This is a genomic window from Sphingomonas sp. GW821-FHT04B01 (assembly GCF_059420425.1).
Window position 1 is genome coordinate 243107 of sequence record NZ_JBWKTR010000004.1, and the last position, 20856, is coordinate 263962.

Genomic DNA, 20856 nt, shown 5'->3' on the forward strand with positions numbered 1-20856 from the left:
CCCCTGGCGGGGGAGGAACCAGAAGATCAAGCCAGCGCCGAGTCGGTACCCATCAGTTTCGGGAAGAAGCCCTCGTGGGCGCTGCGCAGCGCCTCGATCGTGACGACGTCGTCGCGGTCGGGGCGTTCGAAGATCAGGCGCTTGCCGCCGGTGCGGCCGAGCGGCTCGGCCTCGACGCCCGCGGCGTGCGCGGCGCCGAGGAAGTCGAGCAAAGCATGGTCGTGGACGGTGACGACGTAGACGCCTTGATCCTCGGCGAAGAAGGCGCGGGCGCAGTCGAACGGCTGCTTGCGGTCGATCATCGCGCCGATGTTGCCCGCGAGCGCCATCTCGGCGAGCGTCACCGCGATGCCGCCGTCGGAAACGTCGTGGACGGCGGAGAGCTGGCCGTCGGCGATCGCTGTTCGGATCAGGTCGCCGGCCTTGCGCTCGGCGGCGAGGTCGACCGGCGGCGGCGGGCCTTCCTCGCGGCCGTGGCATTCGCGCAAATAGAGCGACTGGCCGAGATGGCCGCCGCGCTTGCCGACGGTCAGGATGATGTCGCCGGTGCCCTTGAAGGCGATCGTCGCGTTCTTCGTCCAGTCCTTGAGCAGGCCGACGCCGCCGATCGCCGGGGTCGGCAGGATCGCGCTGCCGCCGCCGGTCGCCTTCGATTCGTTGTAGAGGCTGACGTTGCCCGAGACGATCGGGAAGTCGAGCGCGCGGCACGCCTGCGCCATGCCGTCGAGACAGCCGACGATCTGGCCCATGATCTCCGGGCGCTGCGGATTGGCGAAGTTGAGGCAGTTGGTGATCGCGAGCGGCGTCGCGCCGACCGCGGTCAGGTTGCGCCACGCCTCGGCGACCGCCTGCTTGCCGCCCTCGACCGGGTCGGCGAAGCAATAGCGCGGCGTGCAATCGGTGGTGATCGCCAGCGCCTTGTCGGTGCCGTGGACGCGCACCACCGCGGAGTCGCCGCCGGGGGCCTGCACCGTGTCGGCGCCGACCATGTGGTCGTATTGCTCCCAGATCCAGCGGCGGCTGGCGACGTCGGGCGAGCCCATCAGCGTCAGCAGGTCGGCAGCGATGTCCTTGCTTTCCGGCACGTTGGTAAGCGGCGCGGGCTTGGGCGTCGGGACGTGCGGACGATCGTACAGCGGCGCCTCGTCGGCGAGCGGGCCGAGCGGGATGTCGCAGACGGTTTCGCCCTTGAAGGTCAGCACCATGCGGCCGGTGTCGGTGACGCGGCCGATGACCGCGAAGTCGAGCTCCCATTTGCGGAAGATCGTCTCCGCCTCGGCCTCGCGGCCGGGCTTCAGCACCATCAGCATGCGCTCCTGCGATTCGGAGAGCATCATCTCGTACGGCGTCATGCCGGTTTCGCGCTGGGGGACGTCGTCCATCACGAGCTCGATGCCGACGCCGCCCTTCGACGCCATCTCGACGCTGGAGGAGGTCAGGCCGGCGGCGCCCATGTCCTGGATCGCGACGATCACGTCGGTCGCCATCAGTTCGAGGCACGCCTCGATCAGCAGTTTTTCGGTGAAGGGATCGCCGACCTGCACGGTCGGGCGCTTGGCGTCGGCGTCCTCGCCGAAATCGGCCGACGCCATCGTCGCGCCGTGGATGCCGTCGCGGCCGGTCTTGCTGCCGACGTAGACGATCGGATTGCCGATGCCGCTGGCGGCCGAATAGAAGATCTTGTCCTGATCGGCGACGCCGACGGTCATCGCGTTGACGAGGATGTTGCCGTCATAGGCGGGGTGGAAATTGACCTCGCCGCCGACCGTCGGGACGCCGACGCAATTGCCGTAGCCGCCGATGCCGTGAACGACGCCGGCGATCAGATGGCGCATCTTGGGGTGCGCCGGCGAGCCGAAGCGCAGCGCGTTCATATTGGCGACCGGCCGCGCGCCCATCGTGAAGACGTCGCGCAGGATGCCGCCGACGCCGGTCGCCGCGCCCTGATAGGGCTCGATATACGACGGGTGGTTGTGGCTCTCCATCTTGAAGATCGCGGCCTGGCCGTCGCCGATGTCGATCACGCCGGCATTCTCGCCGGGGCCGCAGATCACCTGCGGGCCTTCGGTGGGGAGCTTCTTGAGGTGGATGCGGCTCGACTTGTAGCTGCAATGCTCGGACCACATCACCGAGAAGATGCCGAGCTCGACGAGATTGGGCTCGCGGCCCAGCGCGTGCAGGACGCGCTCATATTCTTCCGTGGACAGGCCGTGGTCGGCGACGATCTGGGGCGTGATCTCGGTCATGCGCGGGGCCTTAGCGGGGCGGGGCGGGTTCGTCACCATCGCTGATCGGTTGACGCTGTACGACGGACACGGGCAGGGCGCGCGGCACTTGAATTCTGGAGACGATGATGGCCGCGATTCCGTTCGACATTCCCCACAGCCTCGGTCGCGCGGAAGCGCGGCGGCGGATCGAGGCGGGGCTGCCGAAACTGGCGCAGCATATTCCCGGCGGCGGCACGGTCGATGCCGAATGGACCGGGCCGGATGCGCTCGCGCTGGCGATCGTCGCGATGGGGCAGAAGGTCGCCGTCGACATGGCGGTGGGCGAGAGCAACGTCAGCGGCACGGTCAAGGTGCCGATGATGCTGGCGATGATGTCCGGCCCGATCGCCGAATTCGTGAAGACGAGTGCGGAGAAGATGCTGGCGAAGGGGGCGTAGCGGAAGGTTTGCCTCGCCCTCGCCAGTTCGAGACCTTCGTGAAAGTCGACCCGGCCACGGTTGCTGTGCAGTGTTCCTGCGAACGCAGGAACCCAGGGCCAAGCAGAGCAACGGTTGACGGCATTCCGGACTCCTGGGCTCCTGCGTTCGCAGGAGCACTGGTGGGGTTTCGCAGAGGTTTCGATCAAGTCCGGGGGGATGAAGGAGGTTTGTCCAGTATAACGGTGTTCCCGGTTGCTACCGCAACCGCCCGGCGTGCCACGCGAGGTGGTCGGCCATGAAGGTCGAGATGAAATAATAACTGTGGTCGTAGCCCGGCTGCATGCGCAGCGTCAGGTCGATGCCCGCCGCTTCACATGCCGTCGTCAGCAACTGCGGCTTGAGCTGTTCTTCGAGGAACTGGTCGGCATCGCCCTGATCGACGAGCAGCGCGGGCACGCGCGCACCGTCCTCGATCAGCGCAACCGCATCGTGGCGACGCCACGCGGCGCGATCGTCGCCGAGATAGCCACCGAGCGCCTTCTCGCCCCACGGCACTTGGCTCGGCGCGACGATCGGCGCGAAGGCGGAGATCGCCCTGAACCGCTCGGGCAAGGTCAGGCCGATGGTCAGCGCGCCGTGGCCGCCCATCGAATGGCCCATGATCGACTGGCGATCCATGTCGGCAGGGAAATGCGTGGCGACCAGCGCCGGCAGTTCCTCGGTGACATAGGACCACATGGCGAAATGCGGCGCCCACGGTGCCTGCGTCGCATCGACGTAGAAGCCCGCGCCCTGACCCATGTCATAGGCGGGATCGTCCGCGACCCCCTCGCCGCGCGGCGAGGTGTCGGGCGCGACGAAGATCAGCCCGAGGTCGGCGCAGGCGCGGCGGTATTCGCCCTTGTCGGTGACGTTGGCGTGCGTGCAGGTCAGTCCCGACAGATACCAGACGACCGGCAGCCTCTGCCCTTCGTCATGCGGCGGCACGTAGACCGAAAACGTCATCGGCGTGCCGGTCGCGGTCGAGTCGTGGTGGTAGACGCCCTGCGTGCCGCCGAAGGCCCTGGCGGTCGAGACGGTCTCGAACGTCATCGCTCAGGCCGCCATGCGATGGACGGCGCAGACCTTGTTGCCGGCGGGATCGCGCAGATAGGCGAGATAGATCTTGCCGAAGGGCGATTCGCGCGGGCCGGGCGCATCCTCGATCGCGGTGCCGCCGTTGGCGAGGCCTGCGGCATGCCATGCCTCGACCGCCTCGGGCGAGCCGGCGGCGAAGCCGATCGTGCCGCCATTGGCGTGGCAGGCGGGCTCGCCGTTGATCGGCTTGCTCAGCAGCAGCCGGCCACCGGCATGCATATAGGCGGTGCGGCCCTTGGGATCGCTGATCCCGGTAGGCGCGCCGAGCGCGCCCAGCGCTGCATCGTAGAAGGCTTTCGAGGCAGCCATATCGTCGGTGCCGAGCATGACGTGGGAAAACATCGGGTTTGTCCTTGTAGCGCCGAACGGGCGGGTCAGTAGATCACGACGCTGCGGATGCTTTCGCCGGCGTGCATCAGGTCGAAGCCCTTGTTGATCTCGTCGAACGTCAGGCGATGCGTGATCATCGGGTCGATCTGGATCATCCCGTCCATATACCAGTCGACGATCTTCGGCGTATCGGTCCGCCCGCGCGCGCCGCCGAAGGCGGTGCCGCGCCAGTTGCGCCCGGTGACGAGCTGGAAGGGGCGGGTGCTGATTTCCTTGCCCGCCTCGGCGACGCCGATGACGATCGACGTGCCCCAGCCGCGGTGGCAGCATTCCAGCGCCTGGCGCATCACGTCGGTGTTACCGGTCGCGTCGAAGCTGTAATCGGCGCCGCCGTCGGTGAGCTGGATGATATGCGCGACGATGTCGCCGACGTCGCGCGGGTTGGCGAAATGGGTCATGCCGAAGCGGCGGCCCCAGTCCTCGCGGTCGGGATTGATGTCGACGCCGACGATCATCTTCGCCCCGGCGAGCTTCGCGCCCTGGATGACGTTGAGGCCGATGCCGCCGAGACCGAAGACGACGACGGTGTCGCCCGGCTGCACCTTCGCGGTGTGGACGACCGCGCCCACCCCGGTGGTGACGCCGCAGCCGACGTAGCAGCTCGTGTCGAACGGCGCGTCGGGGCGGATCTTCGCGACCGCGATCTCGGGCAGCACGGTGAAGTTCGAGAAGGTCGAACAGCCCATGTAATGGAAGATCGGCTGGCCCTTGTAGCTGAACCGGGTGGTGCCGTCGGGCATCAGCCCCTTGCCCTGCGTCGCGCGGATCGCGGTGCACAGATTGGTCTTCTGGCTGAGGCACGACTTACACTGGCGGCATTCGGGCGTGTAGAGCGGGATGACGTGATCGCCGACCGCGACGCTGGTCACGCCCGCACCGACCTCGCGGACGATGCCGGCGCCCTCGTGGCCGAGCACGCTGGGGAACAGCCCCTCGCTGTCGAGCCCGTCGAGCGTATAGGCGTCGGTGTGGCAGATGCCGGTCGCCATGATCTCGACCAGCACTTCGCCGGGCTTTGGCCCTTCGAGGTCGAGTTCGACGATCTCGAGCGGCTTCTTGGCTTCGAAGGCGACGGCGGCGCGGGTCTTCATGGGGCAGGCTCCGGTAAGGCGTGCGCGGCGGTTACCGCCTGACGGTAGGGCAGGGCAAGCACAGGGTGGGCCATGCGGATGATACTCATTCGCAAGACGGTTGAAATAAGCGGCTTTGCCCGCTAGCCGGGAGCGGTGAGCACCGTCCGATCCGTTTCCGCCGCTCCGGCGCGTCAGGCCAAGCGCAAATGGCGCGGCTGGTGGCTCAAGCAATTGCACAGTTGGCACTGGATGAGCGCGGCGGTGTCGCTGGTCGGCATGCTGCTGTTCGCGGCGACCGGGATCACGCTCAACCATGCCGCGTCGATCGGCGCGACGCCGGTGGTGACCGACCGGGCGGGGACGCTGCCGCCGCCGCTGCTGCGCGACCTCGAGGCACCGGCGGCGGCCGATGCGGCCTTGCCGCCGCGGGTCGCGGCGGCGGTGGCGCGCGCGGTGGAGCTCGATGCGGCGGGCAGGCCGGGCGAATGGTCGGACAGCGACGTCTATGTCGCGCTGCCGCGGCCCGGCGGCGACGCCTGGGTCAGCATCGACCGGACGAACGGCAGGATCACCGCCGAGGTGACCAGTCGCGGCTGGATCGCCTATCTCAACGACCTGCACAAAGGCCGCAATGCCGGAGCAGCGTGGGGCTGGTTCCTCGACGTGTTCGCGGTCGCCTGCATCCTGTTCACGCTGACCGGACTGCTGCTGCTGCAGATGCACGGCAAGCACCGCCCGGCGACCTGGCCGATCGTGGCGCTCGGCGTGATCGTCCCGGTCGTGCTGATCCTCGTCTTCATCCACTGATGCCGTGCCGCCGATATCCGACGAGAATTGATTGATTTGAAAGGGGAACGAACCATGCGCCCAACGACCTTTGCCCTGCTCGGCGGCGTGATCGCCGCGCCGGCGGGTGCCGCGACCGTCACCGTGACGATCCCCAAACAGGACGTCGCCGAATATCACCGGCCCTATGTCGCGATCTGGCTGGAGCCCGCCGGCGGCGGCACGGCGCGGACGGTGGCCCTGTGGTACGAGACCAAGAAGACCGGCAAGGATGCGGGCACCAAATATCTCGCCGACCTGCGCGCCTGGTGGCGCAAGGGCGGGCGGTCGATGACCGTCCCCGCCGACGGCATCAGCGGCGCGACGCGCGCGCCCGGCCAATATAGCGTCAAGCTGCCCGACGGGCTGAAGCCCGGCGCCTATGTACTCACCGTCGAGGCCGCGCGCGAGACCGGGGGGCGCGAGCTGGTGACGCTGCCGCTGACCGTCCCCAATCCCAGCGCGCGCGGATCGGGCAAGACCGAACTCGGCGCCGTCACCGTATCCGCCCGCTGAGAGGAGCGCATATCATGAAGCCCTTCACCGTCCGCCTGCTCGCCGCCGCGGCGCTGCTCGCCACGCCGGCGATGCTCTCCGCGCATCGCATGTGGCTGCTGCCCTCGGGCACGGTCTTTTCCGGCACCGACAGCTGGGTGACGATCGACGCCGCGGTGTCGAACGATCTGTTCTTCTTCGATCACCAGCCGCTGCGCCTCGACGGGATGAAGGTCTGGCAGCCCGACGGCACGCCGGGGCAGCTCCAGAATGGCGCGACCGGGCGCTATCGCTCGGTATTCGACGTCCAGCTCGACAAGCCGGGGACGTGGAAGGTTGGCACCGCCATGTCGGGGGTGATGGGCAGCTTCAAGGTCGACGGCGTCGAGAAGCGAGTCGGCGGTCGCGGCGGCCCGCCGCGTCCCGGCCAGCCGGCGCCGCTGACCGTCGCCGACATCCCGGCCAACGCCACCGACGTGACGCTCACCGAAATGTCGTCGCGCAACGAGGTGTTCCTGACCGCGGGCGCACCGACGACGACGGTGTTCGCGCCGACTGGCAAGGGCCTCGAATTCGCGCCGGTGACGCATCCGGACGAGCTGATCGCCGGCGAGGCGGCGAAATTCCGATTCCTGATCGACGGCAAGCCGGCGGCGGGGCTCAAGGTCACCGTCATTCCGGGCGGCAAGCGCTATCGCAACGACGAAAACGCCATGACCCTGACCACCGGCGCCGATGGCGTGGTCAGCGTGACCTGGCCGGCGGCGGGCATGTATTGGCTCAACGCCACCGCGACGGACGCGAAGACCACGACGCCGCGCGCGACCGAGCGGCGGATGAGCTACGTCACGACGCTGGAAGTGCTGACGCCGTGACGGCGGCGCGGTGAGGATCGCGCTTCCCGCGGCGATCTCCGCGGCAGCGATCGCGGCGTGCGATCCGGCGGCGGTGGTGACCGACCTCGGCGGCGAGACGATGGGGACGCGGTGGAGCGTGCGCGCCGTCCTGCCGGCCGGGCTGGACGCGAGCGCGGTGCACGCGGCGGTGGTCGCGCGGCTCGACGCTATCGTCGCGGAGATGAGCCACTGGCTGCCTACGTCGTTGCTGTCGCGCTTCAATCGCGCGGCGGCGGGGAGCGCGATGGTGCTGCCACCCGACTTTGCGGAGGTCATGGCGCGCGGGCTGGCGATCGCCGCGGCGACCGGCGGCGCCTTCGACCCGGCGATCGGACGGCTGGTCGACCTGTGGGGTTTCGGGCCGGTGCCGGTGGCGGCGGGGCCGGATGCGGCTGCGCTCGACGCGGCGCGGGCCGCCTCCGGCTGGCGGCGGCTCGGCTGGAGCGCCGGCGATCGGCGGCTGTCGCAGCCGGGCGGGGTGGCGCTCGATCTGTCGGGGATCGCCAAGGGCTTCGCGGTCGATGCGGTGGCGGCGACGGTGGCACGGCTCGGTGTTGTCCATACCCTGGCCGAGATCGGGGGCGAACTGGTCGGGCGCGGGGTGCGGCCGGACGGCCAGCCGTGGTGGGTCGATCTGGAGGCGCCGCCGGGGGTGGATGTCGCGCCGCTGCGCATCGCGCTGCACGGGCTCGCGGTGGCGACCTCGGGGGATTATCGGCGCGGGGGGCATACGATCGATCCGCGGACGGGGCGGTCGACGGATAACGGCGTGGTGTCGGTGAGCGTGATCGCAGCGGATGCGCTGAGCGCGGATGCCTGGGCGACCGCGCTGACCGTGCTCGGGCCGGAAGCGGGTCGCGCGCTGGCGGCCGGGCAGGGCGTCGCGGCGCGGATCGTGGTGGAGGGTGGGGGCGAGACCCTCACCCCGGCGTTGGAGGCGATGCTGGCGGACTGATCGGGGTGGTTGGAGGCTGCTGAATTGTATGCCCGCGAAAACGGGCGTTCAGGTCGGCCCTACGCTTTCCCAACCCACACCGTCACCCCGGACTCGTTCCGGGGTCCACCCTGCGGCGAGGAGAAAGGCTCGAGGCGAAATCGCGCTCTTGCGGCCCGGTGGACCCCGGAACGAGTCCGGGGTGACGGATCCTTTGGGGATATTGATCGAGCCTCATCGCCGTCGCCAGATGTGATCGCCCTGTGCGACCGCGGTCGCGCATTGGGAGATCAGCGGCGCCCCCCGCCTACTTCCCGCGGAATACCGCGCCGAAGATCATGATCGTCTCGGTGGGTTCGCTGATCTGGATCGTGCCGCCGGCCTGCGTCACCAAGCTGTGGACGAGATAGGCGGCGGCGGTGCGCGGGGTGACGCCCTCGGGGCCTTCGCCGTGGTTGAGCGCGGTGCGCAATTCGGGCGCGAGGATGATGCGCGGCCCCTCGATCTTGACGACGATCTCGAGCTGGCCGTTGTTCTCCTCGCCGCCGACGTCGAGCGTGCCGCCGCGCACCAGCGATTCGCTGGCGATCAGCGTCAGGTTGAGCATCACCTTGAGCGCCGCCTTGGGCAGCGTCTCCGCCTCGACCCACCAGTTGAAGGTGGTGCGCTTGTTGTCGATCAGCAGCCCCTCGATCGCCGCCTTCGCCTCGCGGCTGTCGACCTGCTCGCCGAAGCCGCCGGCGCCGCCGAAGGCGAGGCGGAAGAATTTGAGCTTGTTGGCCGAGGCGCGGGCACTCTCGCTGAGCAACTGGAAGACGCGCGCGCGCATCTCCTCGTCGGTCTCGTCGGTCAGCAGTTCCAGCCCGTTGTTGAGCGCGCCGACCGGCGATAGCAGGTCATGGCACAGCCGCGAACAGAGCAGGCTGGCGAAATCGACCGGGCTGACGGACATTCAGGTTCCTCGAAAAAGCGACGACCGATGTGGCCGAGCCGGCTCCGGTGCGCAAGGGTCGTCGCCGAGCGCGACGGGATCGAACCGTCCCTCGACGGCACCGCCAGCGCCGGCACGCCAGCCGCGCAGCACGCCACCCGCGGCGATCAGCCACAAGGCGCCGTCCGGCGCGGCGCTCGCCGCGTCGCGCGGGGAGGGGCGGGGATCGCCGTTGGGGTGCGAATGATAATGGCCGACGATCGCCGGACCGCCGCTGCGCTGCGCGCGATGCGCGGCGATCAGCGCGGCGGGGTCGATCTCGAACCAGCAAGCCGGATCGGCCGCGACGTTGCGGCACGGCTGGATCGCGGTGATCGCGGTCGCGGTGCCGAACAGCAGGCCGCAGACCTCGGCTTGGGGCGTAGCGGCGGCGTCGCGCAGGATCTGTCCGACAAGATCGCTTGTAATCGCCACCGTCATGCCCACATCCCTACCCCATGGACCGGGGGGTTTCCATCATCGACGCGACGATCGCACCGGCGGCGAACGGCTGGCGGCTGGATCGCGCGCTCGCCGACGCGGTGCCGACGCTGTCGCGCGAGCGGCTCAAGGTGCTTATCGCCAGCGGCGCGGTGACCCGCGACGGGCTGATGGTCCGCGATGCCGCGAAGAAGGCGGCGGCGGGCGATACGTTTGCGGTCGCGGTGCCGGTGCCGACGCTGCCGCATAACGAAGCGCAGGATATCCCGCTCGTCGTCGCCTATGAGGACGAGCATCTCATCGTCATCGACAAGCCCGCCGGGCTGGTCGTCCATCCCGCCGCGGGCAATCTCGACGGAACCCTGGTCAACGCGCTGCTCCATCATTGCCAGGGCTCGCTGTCGGGGATCGGCGGGGTCGCGCGGCCGGGGATCGTCCATCGCATCGACAAGGACACGTCGGGGCTGATGGTCGCCGCCAAGACCGACCGTGCGCATGAGGGGCTGGCGCGCCAGTTCCACGACCACAGTATCGACCGCCGCTATCGCGCGATCGTCGGCGGCGTGCCGCGGCCGCCGGCGGGCAAGGTCGACGCACCGCTCGCGCGCTCGGCGACCAACCGCAAGAAGATCGCGATCGTCCAGGGCGGCAAGCGTGCGGTGACGCATTTTACCACGATGCAGGTGCTGCGCGACGCGGCATTGGTCGAATGCCGGCTGGAGACGGGGCGGACGCATCAGGTCCGCGTGCACATGGCCTCGATCGGCCACGCCTTGCTGGGCGACCCGGTCTATGGTAGAACAAAGGGTGCTCAAAAGGCGCTGCTCGAAACCCTCGGTTTCCGCCGTCAGGCCTTGCATGCGGCGCATCTGGGGTTCATCCATCCGGTGAAAACCACCGCTTTGGCGTTCGATAGCGTTATGCCTGCCGATATGCAGGAACTGTTCACCGAGCTTCACGTATAGGTTCGAGCCGTTCGTCGCCGCAGTGCGGGACGAATGCCTCCGCAAGAAAGGGAGATCAGATCATGGCAGCCCGCAGCAACGTCCCCGCGACGATTCCTGCCCTCGGCGGGGAGCAGAGCCTCAACCGCTACCTGTCCGAGATCAAGAAATTTCCCATCCTCGCGCCCGAGCAGGAGTTCATGCTCGCCAAGCGCTTCCAGGAGCATGGCGATACCGATGCGGCGGCGCAGCTCGTCACCTCTCATCTGCGGCTCGTCGCCAAGATCGCGATGGGCTATCGCGGCTATGGCCTGCCGACGTCGGAGCTGATCTCCGAGGGCAATATCGGCCTGATGCAGGGCGTAAAGAAGTTCGAGCCCGATCGCGGCTTCCGCCTCGCCACCTATGCGATGTGGTGGATCCGCGCGTCGATCCAGGAATATATCCTGCGCTCGTGGAGCCTGGTGAAGATGGGCACCACCGCGGCACAGAAGAAATTGTTCTTCAACCTGCGGCGGATGAAGTCGAAGCTCGATGCGTTCGAGGACGGCGACCTGCGGCCCGAGCATATCACCAAGATCGCCACCGATCTCGGCGTCGCCGAAAGCGACGTGATCAGCATGAACCGCCGCATGGCGATGGGCGGCGACACGTCGCTCAACGTCTCGATGCGCGAGGATGGCGAAGGCCAGTGGCAGGATTGGCTGCAGGATGACGCGCCGTTGCAGGACAGCGTCGTCGCCGAGGCGCAGGAGGCGGACGTCCGCCACGGCATGCTCGTGTCGGCGATGGACGACCTCAACGATCGCGAGAAGCACATCCTGACCGAGCGGCGGCTGACCGACGACCCGAAGACGCTCGAAGAGTTGTCGCAGGTCTATGGCGTGTCGCGCGAGCGCGTCCGGCAGATCGAGGTGCGCGCGTTCGAGAAGCTCCAGAAGGCGATGATGCGCATCGCCGGCGAGAAGCGGCTGCTCGCGGCGTAAGATGGCCGGCACCGTCGTGGTTGGCGGCGGTGCGGCCGGAATTGCGGCGGCGCGGCGGCTCCACGATGCCGGCGAGGACGTGCTGCTGGTCGAGGCCGGGAACCGGCTCGGCGGGCGAGCGCATAGTCTCCGCCTGTCGGACTTGCAGCGCGCCGCTTCCCCTATCCCGTTCGCCCTGAGCCTGTCGAAGGGCCTTTCTCCGCCGCAGACCGGGGCTTCGACAGGCTCAGCCCGAACGGACCGGGAGGCGGTCCTCGACGCCGGCTGCGGCTGGCTCCATTCCGCCGGACGCAATCCGTGGACCGCGATCGCCGAGCGTGAGGGGTTCACGATCGACCGCTCGTCGCCAAATTGGGGCGTGCAATGGCGCAGCCTCGACTATCAGCCCGAGGAACAGGCGGCGTTCCGCGCGGCTTACGAACGATGGGACGAGTCCGCCCATGCGGCGCTCGACGGTCCCGACCGGCCCTTGTCCGATTTCGTCAGCGCCGGGGACGCGCCATGGCGGCCGATGATCGATGCGATCTCCGGCTATGCCAATGGTGCGCCGCTCGACCGCGTCTCGCTGCACGACTGGGCGGCGTATGAGGATGCGGCGACCGAGGACAATTGGGCGTTGCCGGCGGGCTATGGCACGCTGGTCGTCCAACACGCCGGCGATGTGCCGGTGCGGCTGAACACGCCGGTGACGCGGATCGATCATGCCGGCCGGACGATCCGTCTCGACACCCCCGCCGGGACGATCGCAGCCGACCGCGTCGTCCTCGCCATCCCGACCACCGGTTATGCGGAGATCGACTTCGATCCGCCGCTGCCCGAGAAGCAGGCGGCTGCGGCGGGACTGCCGCTGGGGCTCGCCGACAAGGTGTTCCTCGCGGTCGATCGCCCCGAATGGCCGGCGCAGGCGCATCTGATCGGCGATCCGCTTAACGCCTGCACCGCGAGCCACCGGCTGTCGCCTTTCGGCCTGCCGATCGTCGAGAGCTTCTTCGGCGGCGCCTGCGCCGAGGCGATGCCCGACGGACGTGCCGCGAGCGACTTCGCGATCGAGGAACTGGTCCGCCTGCTCGGCGCCGATTGGCGCAAGCGGCTCGTCCCACTGCACGCGACGCACTGGCGCGGGCAGGCGTATATCCACGGCAGCTACAGCCATGCCCGCGTCGGTCAGGCCGGCGCCCGCGCGATCCTCGCTGCGCCGGTCGACGACCGGCTGTTCTTCGCCGGCGAGGCGTGCTCGCCGCATGATTTCTCCACCGCGCACGGCGCGTATCGGACCGGCACCGCCGCCGCCGCCGCGATCCTCCACTTGAAGGGGGCTGCGCCGTCCCCGTAAGGAGCGGGGATGATCCGCATCCTCCTCCTCCTGTTCAAGGCCGGTCTGGTCTTCGTCGCGATCAGCCTGCTGTGGGTCGGCATCTACCGGTTCGTGCCGGTGCCGTTCACCTGGACGATGGCGGGCGACCTGCTCGGCGGGCGCAGCGTCACCAAGGACTGGATGCCGTTGTCGCAGATGGACCCCGACATGCCGCGCGCGGCGATCGCCGGCGAGGATGCGCGCTTCTGCGAGCATCACGGCTTCGACTGGAAGGGGATCGCCAACGCCGCCTATAGCAACGCGCAGGGCAAGCGGCTGCGCGGCGGCTCGACGATCAGCCAGCAGACCGCGAAGAACGTCTTCCTGTTCCAGGGCGGCGGCTATGTCCGCAAGGCGTTCGAGGCCTATTTCACCGTCCTGATCGAGACCTTGTGGGGCAAGCGGCGGATCATGGAGGTCTATCTCAACGTCGCCGAGACGGGGATCGGCACCTATGGCGCCAATGCCGCGGCGCTGCGCTATTTCCACCACGACGCGTCGCACCTGTCGCCGACCGAGGCGGGACGGATCGCCGCGGTGCTGCCGCTGCCCAAGAAGCGCGCGGCGATCGACCCGCATGGCTTCGTGCGCCGGCATGGCAACGCACTGTCGCGCTACGTCGGCGTGGTGCGGCGGAGCGGGCTGGATAGCTGTTTGAGATAAGGGGCTTCCCGCTCCTCCCAAATCATCGTCATCCCCGCGCAGGCGGGGATCCATAAACGCTGGCGTTGCGGCTCAGGAGAAATCCGCGCGTCTGGATCCCCGCCTTCCCCGGGGATGACGGTCTTTGGTGAGGAAAGGTCAGAACGGCAGTTTGAAGCCCGGCGGGAGGGGCAGGCCGCTGGTCATCTTCGACATTTCGGCGCCCGACACCGCGTCTGCCTTGGTCCGCGCGTCGTTGAACGCCGCGGCGAGCAGATCCTCGAGCATCTGCTTTTCCGACACTTCGATCAGCGAATCGTCGATCGCGATGTTGATGATCCGGCCCTTGGCGCTCGCTTTGACCTTGACGAGGCCGCCGCCCGAGACGCCCTCGACCTCGATCGCGTCGAGCTGGTCCTGCGCCTTCTGCAACTCGTTCTGGACGTTCTGCGCCATGGCGAGGATTTCGTCGATATTCTTCATGCGTTGCTCCGTTTGCCCGGCCAGGCTTCCAGTTCGGCTTCGGGAAAGGCCGCGAAGGCCGCCCTCACCAGCGGCGTGGCGAGGATCGCCTGCCGTGTCGCCTCTTCATCCGCCTTGGCCTTCTCGCGCAAGGTAGGCGCGCCGGGCGCATCCTCCAAGACGATCTTCCATACCTGCCCCGTCGCCGCCTTGAGCGCCTCGGCGACGTCGCGCAGCGTGTCCGCCGACATCGGCCGCGATCCGCTGAGCACCAGCTCGGGCGCCTCGTAGCGGACGACGCGTGCGCCGTGGCTGAGCTGCGCGGCGACGGCGAAATGGCCCTTGTCCTCGAGCAGGGTGACGAGGCCCTCGAAATCGGCGGGCGCCCCGGGCCGTTCGGCAGCGACCGGCGCGGCCGGTGCTGCTGGGGCAGCCGCCGCAGGGGCCGCCAGCGCGCCGAGTTTGCCGCTGGCGATCTGCTTCGCCAGCTCGCCGGGATCGGGCAAGGTCGAGGCGTGGATCGCGCGCAGCAGCGCCATTTCCGCCGCCTCGATCGGCAGTGCCGCCCTGGCGACCTCGTCATGCCCCTTGAGGAAGAGCTGCCAGAGCCGGTGCAGGGCAGGGAAGGACAGCTTTTCCGCCCATTCGGCGCGCGCGTTGCGCTCCTCGACCGGTTGCGCCGGGTCTTCGGCGGTGCCGACCTTGGCGAGCGTGATGCCGTGGACGCTCTCCAGCATCGCGCGCAGCACCGACTGCGGATCGACGCCGTAATCATACTGCCGACGCAGGCTGGCGAGCGCCCCCGCCGCATCGCCGGCGAGCACGAGGGCGAGCAGGTCGCGCACCGCGCCGCGATCGGACAGGCCGAGCATCTGCCGCACCGCCGCCGCGGTCACGCCGCCGCCCTCGAGCCCGGCATGCGCGATGCCCTGGTCGAGGATCGACAGGCCGTCGCGCGCCGAGCCTTCCGCCGCGCGGGCGATCAGCATCAGCGCCTCGGGCTCGGCTTCGACGCCCTCTTGCCTGCAGACGAAGGCGAAATGCGCGGCGAGCTGCTCCGCCGAGATGCGCCGCAGGTCGAAGCGCTGGCAGCGCGACAATACGGTGATCGGCACCTTGTTCACCTCGGTGGTGGCGAACAGAAATTTAACGTGCCCGGGCGGCTCTTCGAGCGTCTTCAACAGCGCATTGAAGGCGTTCTTGGAAAGCATGTGGACCTCGTCCACGATGTAGATCTTGTACCGCGCCGACACTGCCGCATAGCGCGCCGCGTCGATGATCTCGCGCACGTCGTCGACGCCGGTATGGCTGGCGGCGTCCATCTCGATCACGTCGATATGGCGCCCTTCCGCGATCGCGCGGCACGGTTCGCAGACGCCGCACGGATCGATCGTCGGCCCGCCGGTGCCGTCCGGACCGACGCAATTGAGCGCCTTGGCGATCAGCCGCGCGGTCGAGGTCTTGCCGACGCCGCGCACGCCGGTCATCAGAAAGGCATGTGCCAGCCGGTCGCGCTTGATCGCATTGCCGAGCGTGGTGACCATCGCATCCTGCCCGATCAGCTCGGAAAAGGTCTGCGGACGGTATTTGCGCGCGAGCACGCGATAGGGGGCGGCCTTGGCCGCGGGCTGCGGCGGTTCGCCCAGATCGAAGGAATCGGCCATTGGCTTGCATATAGGGCGGCGGGGGGCCGGTGTCGAAGGTGCATAGGGTCGGCACTCCGTCGCGCGCGCTATTCGATCTGGCCATTGGTCGCGGAGCGGCATAGCCTGTGGCGATGGATTTGCTGTCGCACCTGCTGAACGCCTTCGGATCGACGCTATTGGTCGCCGCGGTGGCCTTCTGGGGAATACGGTGGCTGGCGCCGCTCGCTCCGGCGCGGTTCGGCGCCTTCACCTTGGCGATCGGCTATGCCCTCGCCCGGTATAGCGGGTCGGCGCCGCCCTGGGCGGCGATGCCCTTGCTCGTCCGGGCGATCGGGACGCTATCGGCGCTGACGCTGCTTTGGGCCTGGTGGTTCCGAAACGCGCATGCGAGCGAGGAAGCAAATGGCTAGGGTTACCTCGGGCAATATGGTTACGATAACGCCCGTTCTGCCCTAAGGCATGAGGGTGCCTGATCGTGGCACCCATCCCGGAACCCCTCGACACCCATGACCCCCGTTCTCGGCGTATCGCATTCGATTCTCGGCCAGCCCTGGCATTGGCGCAGCCTCGCCGCCGACGCGCGCGACGGTTTCGGTGCAGACGATCTCGTCACGCAATTGCTGCTCGCCCGCGGCGCCGAGCGCGAGACGCTCGACCAGCATCGCGCGCCGTCGATCCGCGCCTTCATGCCCGACCCGTCGGTGTTCCGCGACATGGACCGCGCCGCGATCCGCCTCGCCGATGCGGTGCAGGCGGGCGAGAGCGTCGCGGTGTTCGGCGATTACGACGTCGACGGCGCGACCTCGGCGGCGCTGATGATCCTCGTGCTGCGCGATCTCGGGCTCGAGGCGCGGCCATACATCCCCGACCGGTTGCTCGAAGGCTATGGCCCGTCGGGCGACGCGCTGGTCCGGCTCGCGGGGGAGGGGGCGTCGCTGATCGTCACCGTCGATTGCGGCGCACAGGCGTTCGAGGCGCTGGCGATGGCGCACGCGCACCCGGTCGACGTTGTCGTCGTCGACCACCACAAATGCGCCGCCGCGCTGCCGCTGGCGCATGCGCTGGTCAATCCCAACCGGCTCGACGAGGACGAAGGCGCGGCGCACGGCCATCTCGCCGCGGTCGGCGTCTGCTTCCTGCTCGCCGCAGCGCTGCTGCGCACGCTGGAGGCACGCGGCTTCTTCGCCGATCGGCCCAAGCCCAATCTGATCCACCATCTCGACATCGTCGCGCTCGGCACCGTCGCGGACGTCGCGCAATTGCGCGGCCTCAACCGCGCCTTCGTCGCGCAGGGGCTGAAGGTGATGGCGCAGCGCCGCAATATCGGCCTCGCCGCGTTGATCGAGGCGTCGCGGCTGACGCGGGCGCCGACGTGCAGCGACCTCGGCTTCGCACTCGGGCCGCGGATCAACGCCGGTGGGCGGGTGGGCCGCGCGGATCTAGGCGTGCGGCTGCTCACCACCCGCGATCCCGACGAGGCGCGCACGATCGCCGAGGAACTCGACCGGCTCAACGAGGAGCGCCGGCTGATCGAGGCGGGGGTGCAACAGGCCGCCGAGCTGCTCGCCAGCGACGGCCGCCGCGTCGTCGTCGTCGCCGGCGAGGGCTGGCATCCCGGCGTGATCGGCATCGTCGCCGGACGGCTGAAGGAGAAGTTCGGCCGGCCGGCGATCGTCATCGCGATCGGAGAGGACGGGCTCGGCAAGGGCTCGGGCCGGTCGATCGCCGGGGTCGACCTCGGCGCGGCGGTGCTCGCCGCGAAGGAGCAGGGCCTGCTCGTCGCCGGCGGCGGCCATGCGATGGCGGCGGGGCTGACGATCGCCGCCGACGGCATCGCCGCCTTCGCCGATTTCCTCGAGGAGCGGCTGGCCGCCGGCGTCGACCGCGCGATCGGTGAGCGGGCGTTGCTGGTCGACGCGGTGCTCGCGCCGGGCGGGATCAACCCGCTGCTGGTCGAGTCGCTCGATGTCGGCGGACCCTATGGGATGGGTTGGCCGGCGCCGCGGATCGCCGCCGGGCCGGTGCGGATCATCAAGGCGGACGTCGTCGGCAACGGCCACGTCCGTGCGGTGGTGGCGGGCGACGACGGCCGCAGCTTCAAGGCGGTGGCGTTTCGCGCCGCCGACACCGCGCTGGGGCAGGCGCTGCTCGCCGCCGCGCCGCACCGCCGGCTATGGCTCGCCGGCCGCGCCAGGATCGACGATTGGGGCAGCCGCCCGGCGGCGGAAATGCACCTGGAAGACGCCGCCTGGGCGAATTGATGCATCACAACCCCTTGACCGATCGCCGACCCCCCTCTAGCAGCACCCCTCGCTGGCCCCTTCGTCTAGCGGTTAGGACGCGGCCCTTTCACGGCTGAAGCACGGGTTCGATTCCCGTAGGGGTCACCAGCAGCGCAACCGGCCATGGTCGGCATGCCGCTGGTGACGGCATTCGCAGAGTTCCAGCATCATTCCGGCGACAGCGGTGCGGCGGGGTCGCTCGGCGCCGGTCCGGCTTCCTGCGGGCGGTCGAAGGTGACCACCCATTGCGGATAGCCGTCGGGTGCCATCACGATGTCGGCATGGCCGACGGGGTCGTTGCCCGTCTCGATCCAGCCGGCGCCGTGACAGGTGTCGCAGATCGCGCGCTTGCAGCGGAAGCTGACCAGGTCGATCTCGACGTTCCATTGGCCGTAGCCGTGGCAGATCGGGCATTTCGCATCGAGCGTGCCGTTGCGCGGCTGCAGCGCGATGATGTCGAAGGCATGCGGGCTGTTGGGGCCGTCGCAATAGACGACGTTGCTGGCATGGGCGATCTTTGGTCTCCTCGGACAGACACGGGTGGTCGGCGGCGTGGCGGATCAGTCCGGCACCACCCAGTTGAGCTCGTCCGCCGCCGCCTCGGCGGTCTTGACGAGATGGCGGACGTAATCCTGAAAGATCGGCACCGTGAAGGTGACGAGCACCGGATCGGCATCGGGCTCGTTGAAGGTCAGCACCACGAAGCGGGTGCCGGTCTCGTCGATCATCAGGCCGGCTTCCATCGCGCCGGGCCCGCTCGGGCTGATTACCACCTCTGCCATGGATCAGCGCGGCTCGCCGGCATGGCGCGGTCGGAGGATTTCGGGTCTTGGCATGGAGGCTCCTGCACGGGTCGGACGGGTATAACGCCCGATGATGGTTTCCGCCCACGCGTCTTTCGCGGCGGTGGTTCGTTTCCTGCCACGCGCCGATGCGGTGCGACTTGGAGAAGACGATGCGGTTCGTTCAGATCGAGATACTGCCCACGGGCAAGGCGCTGGTCGATATCGACAAACTGACCCATGCGGTGCCGGAGGGCGAGGGCAGCCGACTGTTCCTGGGGGCGCAGCATCTCGACGTGCCGCATACGCTCGGCGAACTGGAGAATATCCTCGCCGGACGCGAGCGGACCGATGACGGCGAGAGCAGTGCCGCCGGTTTCGGCCTGCGCTAGGCGGTCAGGCGCCCCATTCCGGCCCGTCGTCATCGGGATATAAGGCGTCGGGGTCATAAGGTGCGGACCGTCGCGCCGGCGCGGAGGGCGTCGGCAAGGTCGGCTGGCCGCCGCCGAAGCGCAGCCGGATAAAGGCCGCATTGCCATCCATGCCCTGGAAGATCGCTGCCGCCACTTCGCCGCGACCCAGCCGCATGCCGACATAAGGCGCCCGCTCGGCGCTGAGATAGCCGAGCTGCACGCCGCGCGGGCCGATGACCGCAATGGCATTGCCGTCGTGCTTGTTCTTCGGTTCCGGCACCAGGGCGACCGGCTCGCCGGGCAAGGTCATCATCGTTTCGGAGCGGCGGTTGCTGCCGTCGGCATTGGCGAAGTCGATGCCGACGACGGCGAGGGTCAGTTCCTGCATCGCCGCGGTTCAGGTCTTGGTCGCATCGACGGCCTCGACCAGCTCGATCACCCAATCGCCGGCGCGCAGCTCGCGCGCCTCGGAATGCAGGACGCCGATCGCCCGGTCGTCGCGATAGATGCGGACGATCTGGCCGTCGGTGCCGTCGCGCGGCGCGGTACCGATCTCGTCGGCGCGGACCGGGCGTTCGCGCAATTCGATCTGGCCGCCGCGGGTGACGAGGTCGGCGACATAGTCGGCGACGTGCGGGCCGGCGGTGCATTGCGCGAGCAACTGGCCGCCGAAGCTCACCGGGTTGACGATGATGCTGGCACCGGCGTCGCGCGCCAGCAGCTCGTTCTCGATCGCCGCGATCGAGACGGCGATGCCGGCATGCGGCGCGAGGCGACGGCAGGTGAGGATGATCAGCACCGCGGTGTCGTCGCGGCCGGGGCAGATGATGACGTTGCGCGCGGCAGCGACCTTGGCGGTTCCGAGCACCTTGTTGTGGGTCGCATCGCCTTCGACGGTGGCGACGCCCCATGCCTCGGCGAGGCGCAGTCGGTCGGCGGCGGCGTCGACCACGACGATCCGCTCCGGCTGATGGCCGCGTTCGATCAATTCGCCGACCGCGGCCGAGCCCGAGCGGCCGAAGCCGCAGACGATGACGTGATCCTTCAGTTCGTGCCTGACCAGTCCCATACGCCACCGCTCCCATCCCTGCCGAAGCATGAAGCTGTAGGCGCTTCCCAGGAAGATGAGGAACACGAAGATGCGGATCGGCGTGACGACGAACGTATCGAACATCCGCGCCGAATCGCTGACCGGGACGATGTCGCCATAGCCGACCGTCGTCACGGTGATGACGGTGAAATAGACGATGTCGAGGAAGCTGACCGCGCCGTCGGTATTGTCGCGCAGGCCCGCCCGGTCGATCCAGTGACCGCCGAGCGCGATGCCGACGAGCAGCAGCACCGCGGCGGCGCGGATCGCCAAAGTGGTGAGCGGGCCGAGCCGCCCGGCGCGATAGAAGCGCGGTCGCACCGGGCGCAGGGCCGCCGGTGCGGCCATCCGCCCGGGCGCCAGCGCCGGCCTTGGGGTATGATGCCGGTTCACGGGGCGGGGGCGGTGCTGACCATGCGCTTGTGGTGCGGGAGGTTGCCGGTGGAG

The 20856-nt window shown here is 68.9% G+C and carries 23 protein-coding genes and 1 tRNA gene; 13 read left to right on the forward strand and 11 right to left on the reverse strand.

Translation table 11 applies throughout. The annotated features are described in order from the left end of the window. Window positions 1–26: 26 nt before the first annotated feature. A complete protein-coding gene (gene purL, locus AC07UH_RS12190; protein WP_495180644.1) occupies window positions 27–2246 on the reverse strand; it encodes a phosphoribosylformylglycinamidine synthase subunit PurL in 2220 nt (739 codons plus the stop codon). 107 nt (window positions 2247–2353) lie between these two features. Between purL and AC07UH_RS12195 the strand changes: the two genes are divergently transcribed. After that, window positions 2354–2665 carry a polyhydroxyalkanoic acid system family protein gene (locus tag AC07UH_RS12195; RefSeq protein WP_495180645.1) on the forward strand — a complete coding sequence of 104 codons (312 nt, stop codon included), beginning with the start codon at window positions 2354–2356 and terminating at the stop codon, window positions 2663–2665. Window positions 2666–2902: 237 nt separating this feature from the next. Here the strand turns inward: AC07UH_RS12195 and fghA are convergent, their stop codons facing one another. The 3 genes from fghA to AC07UH_RS12210 are packed head-to-tail and all read right to left on the reverse strand — an operon-like array spanning window position 2903 to window position 5265. After that, window positions 2903–3739 carry an S-formylglutathione hydrolase gene (gene fghA / locus AC07UH_RS12200; protein ID WP_495180646.1) on the reverse strand — a complete coding sequence of 279 codons (837 nt, stop codon included), beginning with the start codon at window positions 3737–3739 and terminating at the stop codon, window positions 2903–2905. 3 nt (window positions 3740–3742) lie between these two features. Then, window positions 3743–4126 (reverse strand): VOC family protein, encoded by a 384-nt coding sequence (locus AC07UH_RS12205; protein WP_495180647.1) that lies wholly within the window; start codon window positions 4124–4126, stop codon window positions 3743–3745. 32 nt (window positions 4127–4158) lie between these two features. Then, entirely contained in the window at window positions 4159–5265 is a 1107-nt protein-coding gene (locus AC07UH_RS12210; RefSeq protein WP_495180648.1) for an S-(hydroxymethyl)glutathione dehydrogenase/class III alcohol dehydrogenase, read from the reverse strand. Window positions 5266–5400: 135 nt separating this feature from the next. Between AC07UH_RS12210 and AC07UH_RS12215 the strand changes: the two genes are divergently transcribed. From AC07UH_RS12215 to AC07UH_RS12230, 4 genes are read left to right on the forward strand one after another with little or no spacing between them, the layout of a single operon-like run. Beyond that, window positions 5401–6054: a PepSY-associated TM helix domain-containing protein gene (locus AC07UH_RS12215; protein ID WP_495180649.1), complete on the forward strand. Its 654-nt coding sequence runs from the start codon at window positions 5401–5403 to the stop codon at window positions 6052–6054. Between the two features lie 54 nt (window positions 6055–6108). Next, window positions 6109–6588 carry a DUF2271 domain-containing protein gene (locus AC07UH_RS12220; RefSeq protein ID WP_495180650.1) on the forward strand — a complete coding sequence of 160 codons (480 nt, stop codon included), beginning with the start codon at window positions 6109–6111 and terminating at the stop codon, window positions 6586–6588. A gap of 14 nt (window positions 6589–6602) precedes the next feature. Then, entirely contained in the window at window positions 6603–7442 is an 840-nt protein-coding gene (locus tag AC07UH_RS12225; RefSeq protein WP_495180651.1) for a DUF4198 domain-containing protein, read from the forward strand. A gap of 10 nt (window positions 7443–7452) precedes the next feature. Then, window positions 7453–8418: an FAD:protein FMN transferase gene (locus AC07UH_RS12230; protein ID WP_495180652.1), complete on the forward strand. Its 966-nt coding sequence runs from the start codon at window positions 7453–7455 to the stop codon at window positions 8416–8418. 286 nt (window positions 8419–8704) lie between these two features. Here AC07UH_RS12230 and AC07UH_RS12235 read toward each other — a convergent pair whose 3' ends face one another. Both AC07UH_RS12235 and AC07UH_RS12240 read right to left on the reverse strand, forming a co-directional pair. Continuing rightward, window positions 8705–9349: a histidine phosphotransferase family protein gene (locus AC07UH_RS12235; RefSeq protein WP_038661000.1), complete on the reverse strand. Its 645-nt coding sequence runs from the start codon at window positions 9347–9349 to the stop codon at window positions 8705–8707. Further along, window positions 9350–9808 (reverse strand): M67 family metallopeptidase, encoded by a 459-nt coding sequence (locus AC07UH_RS12240; protein WP_052075545.1) that lies wholly within the window; start codon window positions 9806–9808, stop codon window positions 9350–9352. It lies immediately after the preceding gene. Between the two features lie 17 nt (window positions 9809–9825). On the opposite strand from AC07UH_RS12240, the gene AC07UH_RS12245 reads away from it, so the two are divergent. The 4 genes from AC07UH_RS12245 to mtgA all read left to right on the forward strand — a co-directional run bounded on the left by AC07UH_RS12245 (window position 9826) and on the right by mtgA (window position 13755). Next, complete coding sequence (locus tag AC07UH_RS12245; RefSeq protein WP_495180653.1) at window positions 9826–10773, forward strand: RluA family pseudouridine synthase; 948 nt, start codon at window positions 9826–9828, stop codon at window positions 10771–10773. Window positions 10774–10835: 62 nt separating this feature from the next. Beyond that, entirely contained in the window at window positions 10836–11738 is a 903-nt protein-coding gene (gene rpoH / locus AC07UH_RS12250) for an RNA polymerase sigma factor RpoH (RefSeq protein ID WP_038660996.1), read from the forward strand. Window position 11739: 1 nt separating this feature from the next. Beyond that, the gene (locus tag AC07UH_RS12255) at window positions 11740–13071 is read left to right on the forward strand and encodes a flavin monoamine oxidase family protein (protein ID WP_495180654.1); all 1332 of its coding nucleotides are present in this window, start codon (window positions 11740–11742) and stop codon (window positions 13069–13071) included. 9 nt (window positions 13072–13080) lie between these two features. Continuing rightward, on the forward strand, window positions 13081–13755 hold the full coding sequence (gene mtgA / locus AC07UH_RS12260) for a monofunctional biosynthetic peptidoglycan transglycosylase (RefSeq protein WP_495180655.1): 675 nt from the start codon (window positions 13081–13083) through the stop codon (window positions 13753–13755). Window positions 13756–13893: 138 nt separating this feature from the next. Here mtgA and AC07UH_RS12265 read toward each other — a convergent pair whose 3' ends face one another. Further along, window positions 13894–14217, reverse strand: a complete 324-nt coding sequence (locus AC07UH_RS12265) for a YbaB/EbfC family nucleoid-associated protein (protein WP_495180656.1) — start codon at window positions 14215–14217, stop codon at window positions 13894–13896. Continuing rightward, window positions 14214–15860 (reverse strand): DNA polymerase III subunit gamma/tau, encoded by a 1647-nt coding sequence (locus AC07UH_RS12270; RefSeq protein WP_495180657.1) that lies wholly within the window; start codon window positions 15858–15860, stop codon window positions 14214–14216. The genes AC07UH_RS12265 and AC07UH_RS12270 overlap by 4 nt, the downstream gene beginning before the upstream one ends. A 113-nt stretch (window positions 15861–15973) precedes the next feature. Here AC07UH_RS12270 and AC07UH_RS12275 point away from each other — a divergent pair, with 113 nt between their 5' ends. The 3 genes from AC07UH_RS12275 (at window position 15974) to AC07UH_RS12285 (ending at window position 18232) form a co-directional block, all read left to right on the forward strand. Continuing rightward, window positions 15974–16252 carry a hypothetical protein gene (locus tag AC07UH_RS12275; protein ID WP_495180658.1) on the forward strand — a complete coding sequence of 93 codons (279 nt, stop codon included), beginning with the start codon at window positions 15974–15976 and terminating at the stop codon, window positions 16250–16252. 96 nt (window positions 16253–16348) lie between these two features. Next, window positions 16349–18103 (forward strand): single-stranded-DNA-specific exonuclease RecJ, encoded by a 1755-nt coding sequence (recJ, locus tag AC07UH_RS12280; RefSeq protein ID WP_495180659.1) that lies wholly within the window; start codon window positions 16349–16351, stop codon window positions 18101–18103. Window positions 18104–18157: 54 nt separating this feature from the next. Next, window positions 18158–18232 (forward strand) — tRNA-Glu (locus AC07UH_RS12285). A gap of 452 nt (window positions 18233–18684) precedes the next feature. Here the strand turns inward: AC07UH_RS12285 and AC07UH_RS12290 are convergent. After that, window positions 18685–18906, reverse strand: a complete 222-nt coding sequence (locus AC07UH_RS12290) for a hypothetical protein (protein ID WP_137899029.1) — start codon at window positions 18904–18906, stop codon at window positions 18685–18687. Window positions 18907–19079: 173 nt separating this feature from the next. On the opposite strand from AC07UH_RS12290, the gene AC07UH_RS12295 reads away from it, so the two are divergent. Then, on the forward strand, window positions 19080–19298 hold the full coding sequence (locus tag AC07UH_RS12295) for a hypothetical protein (protein WP_156143787.1): 219 nt from the start codon (window positions 19080–19082) through the stop codon (window positions 19296–19298). A gap of 4 nt (window positions 19299–19302) precedes the next feature. Here the strand turns inward: AC07UH_RS12295 and AC07UH_RS12300 are convergent, their stop codons facing one another. Together AC07UH_RS12300 and AC07UH_RS12305 are read right to left on the reverse strand one after the other, a co-directional pair. Continuing rightward, entirely contained in the window at window positions 19303–19707 is a 405-nt protein-coding gene (locus tag AC07UH_RS12300; RefSeq protein WP_495180660.1) for an HIRAN domain-containing protein, read from the reverse strand. 9 nt (window positions 19708–19716) lie between these two features. Beyond that, on the reverse strand, window positions 19717–20757 hold the full coding sequence (locus AC07UH_RS12305) for a potassium channel family protein (RefSeq protein WP_495180661.1): 1041 nt from the start codon (window positions 20755–20757) through the stop codon (window positions 19717–19719). Window positions 20758–20856: the final 99 nt, after the last annotated feature.

What these genes read in the sequence shown, in the direction of transcription:
- AC07UH_RS12300 (WP_495180660.1), bottom strand. Translation starts at nt 19,707, where the DNA reads ATGCAGGAACTGACCCTCGCCGTCGTCGGCATCGACTTCGCCAATGCC.
- recJ (WP_495180659.1), top strand. Translation starts at nt 16,349, where the DNA reads ATGACCCCCGTTCTCGGCGTATCGCATTCGATTCTCGGCCAGCCCTGG.
- AC07UH_RS12210 (WP_495180648.1), bottom strand. Translation starts at nt 5,265, where the DNA reads ATGAAGACCCGCGCCGCCGTCGCCTTCGAAGCCAAGAAGCCGCTCGAG.
- AC07UH_RS12290 (WP_137899029.1), bottom strand. Translation starts at nt 18,906, where the DNA reads ATGGCAGAGGTGGTAATCAGCCCGAGCGGGCCCGGCGCGATGGAAGCC.
- rpoH (WP_038660996.1), top strand. Translation starts at nt 10,836, where the DNA reads ATGGCAGCCCGCAGCAACGTCCCCGCGACGATTCCTGCCCTCGGCGGG.
- AC07UH_RS12265 (WP_495180656.1), bottom strand. Translation starts at nt 14,217, where the DNA reads ATGAAGAATATCGACGAAATCCTCGCCATGGCGCAGAACGTCCAGAAC.
- AC07UH_RS12240 (WP_052075545.1), bottom strand. Translation starts at nt 9,808, where the DNA reads ATGACGGTGGCGATTACAAGCGATCTTGTCGGACAGATCCTGCGCGAC.
- AC07UH_RS12295 (WP_156143787.1), top strand. Translation starts at nt 19,080, where the DNA reads ATGCGGTTCGTTCAGATCGAGATACTGCCCACGGGCAAGGCGCTGGTC.
- AC07UH_RS12205 (WP_495180647.1), bottom strand. Translation starts at nt 4,126, where the DNA reads ATGTTTTCCCACGTCATGCTCGGCACCGACGATATGGCTGCCTCGAAA.
- AC07UH_RS12275 (WP_495180658.1), top strand. Translation starts at nt 15,974, where the DNA reads ATGGATTTGCTGTCGCACCTGCTGAACGCCTTCGGATCGACGCTATTG.
- mtgA (WP_495180655.1), top strand. Translation starts at nt 13,081, where the DNA reads ATGATCCGCATCCTCCTCCTCCTGTTCAAGGCCGGTCTGGTCTTCGTC.
- purL (WP_495180644.1), bottom strand. Translation starts at nt 2,246, where the DNA reads ATGACCGAGATCACGCCCCAGATCGTCGCCGACCACGGCCTGTCCACG.
- AC07UH_RS12225 (WP_495180651.1), top strand. Translation starts at nt 6,603, where the DNA reads ATGAAGCCCTTCACCGTCCGCCTGCTCGCCGCCGCGGCGCTGCTCGCC.
- AC07UH_RS12195 (WP_495180645.1), top strand. Translation starts at nt 2,354, where the DNA reads ATGGCCGCGATTCCGTTCGACATTCCCCACAGCCTCGGTCGCGCGGAA.
- AC07UH_RS12220 (WP_495180650.1), top strand. Translation starts at nt 6,109, where the DNA reads ATGCGCCCAACGACCTTTGCCCTGCTCGGCGGCGTGATCGCCGCGCCG.
- AC07UH_RS12245 (WP_495180653.1), top strand. Translation starts at nt 9,826, where the DNA reads ATGGACCGGGGGGTTTCCATCATCGACGCGACGATCGCACCGGCGGCG.
- fghA (WP_495180646.1), bottom strand. Translation starts at nt 3,739, where the DNA reads ATGACGTTCGAGACCGTCTCGACCGCCAGGGCCTTCGGCGGCACGCAG.
- AC07UH_RS12255 (WP_495180654.1), top strand. Translation starts at nt 11,740, where the DNA reads ATGGCCGGCACCGTCGTGGTTGGCGGCGGTGCGGCCGGAATTGCGGCG.
- AC07UH_RS12305 (WP_495180661.1), bottom strand. Translation starts at nt 20,757, where the DNA reads ATGGCCGCACCGGCGGCCCTGCGCCCGGTGCGACCGCGCTTCTATCGC.
- AC07UH_RS12270 (WP_495180657.1), bottom strand. Translation starts at nt 15,860, where the DNA reads ATGGCCGATTCCTTCGATCTGGGCGAACCGCCGCAGCCCGCGGCCAAG.
- AC07UH_RS12235 (WP_038661000.1), bottom strand. Translation starts at nt 9,349, where the DNA reads ATGTCCGTCAGCCCGGTCGATTTCGCCAGCCTGCTCTGTTCGCGGCTG.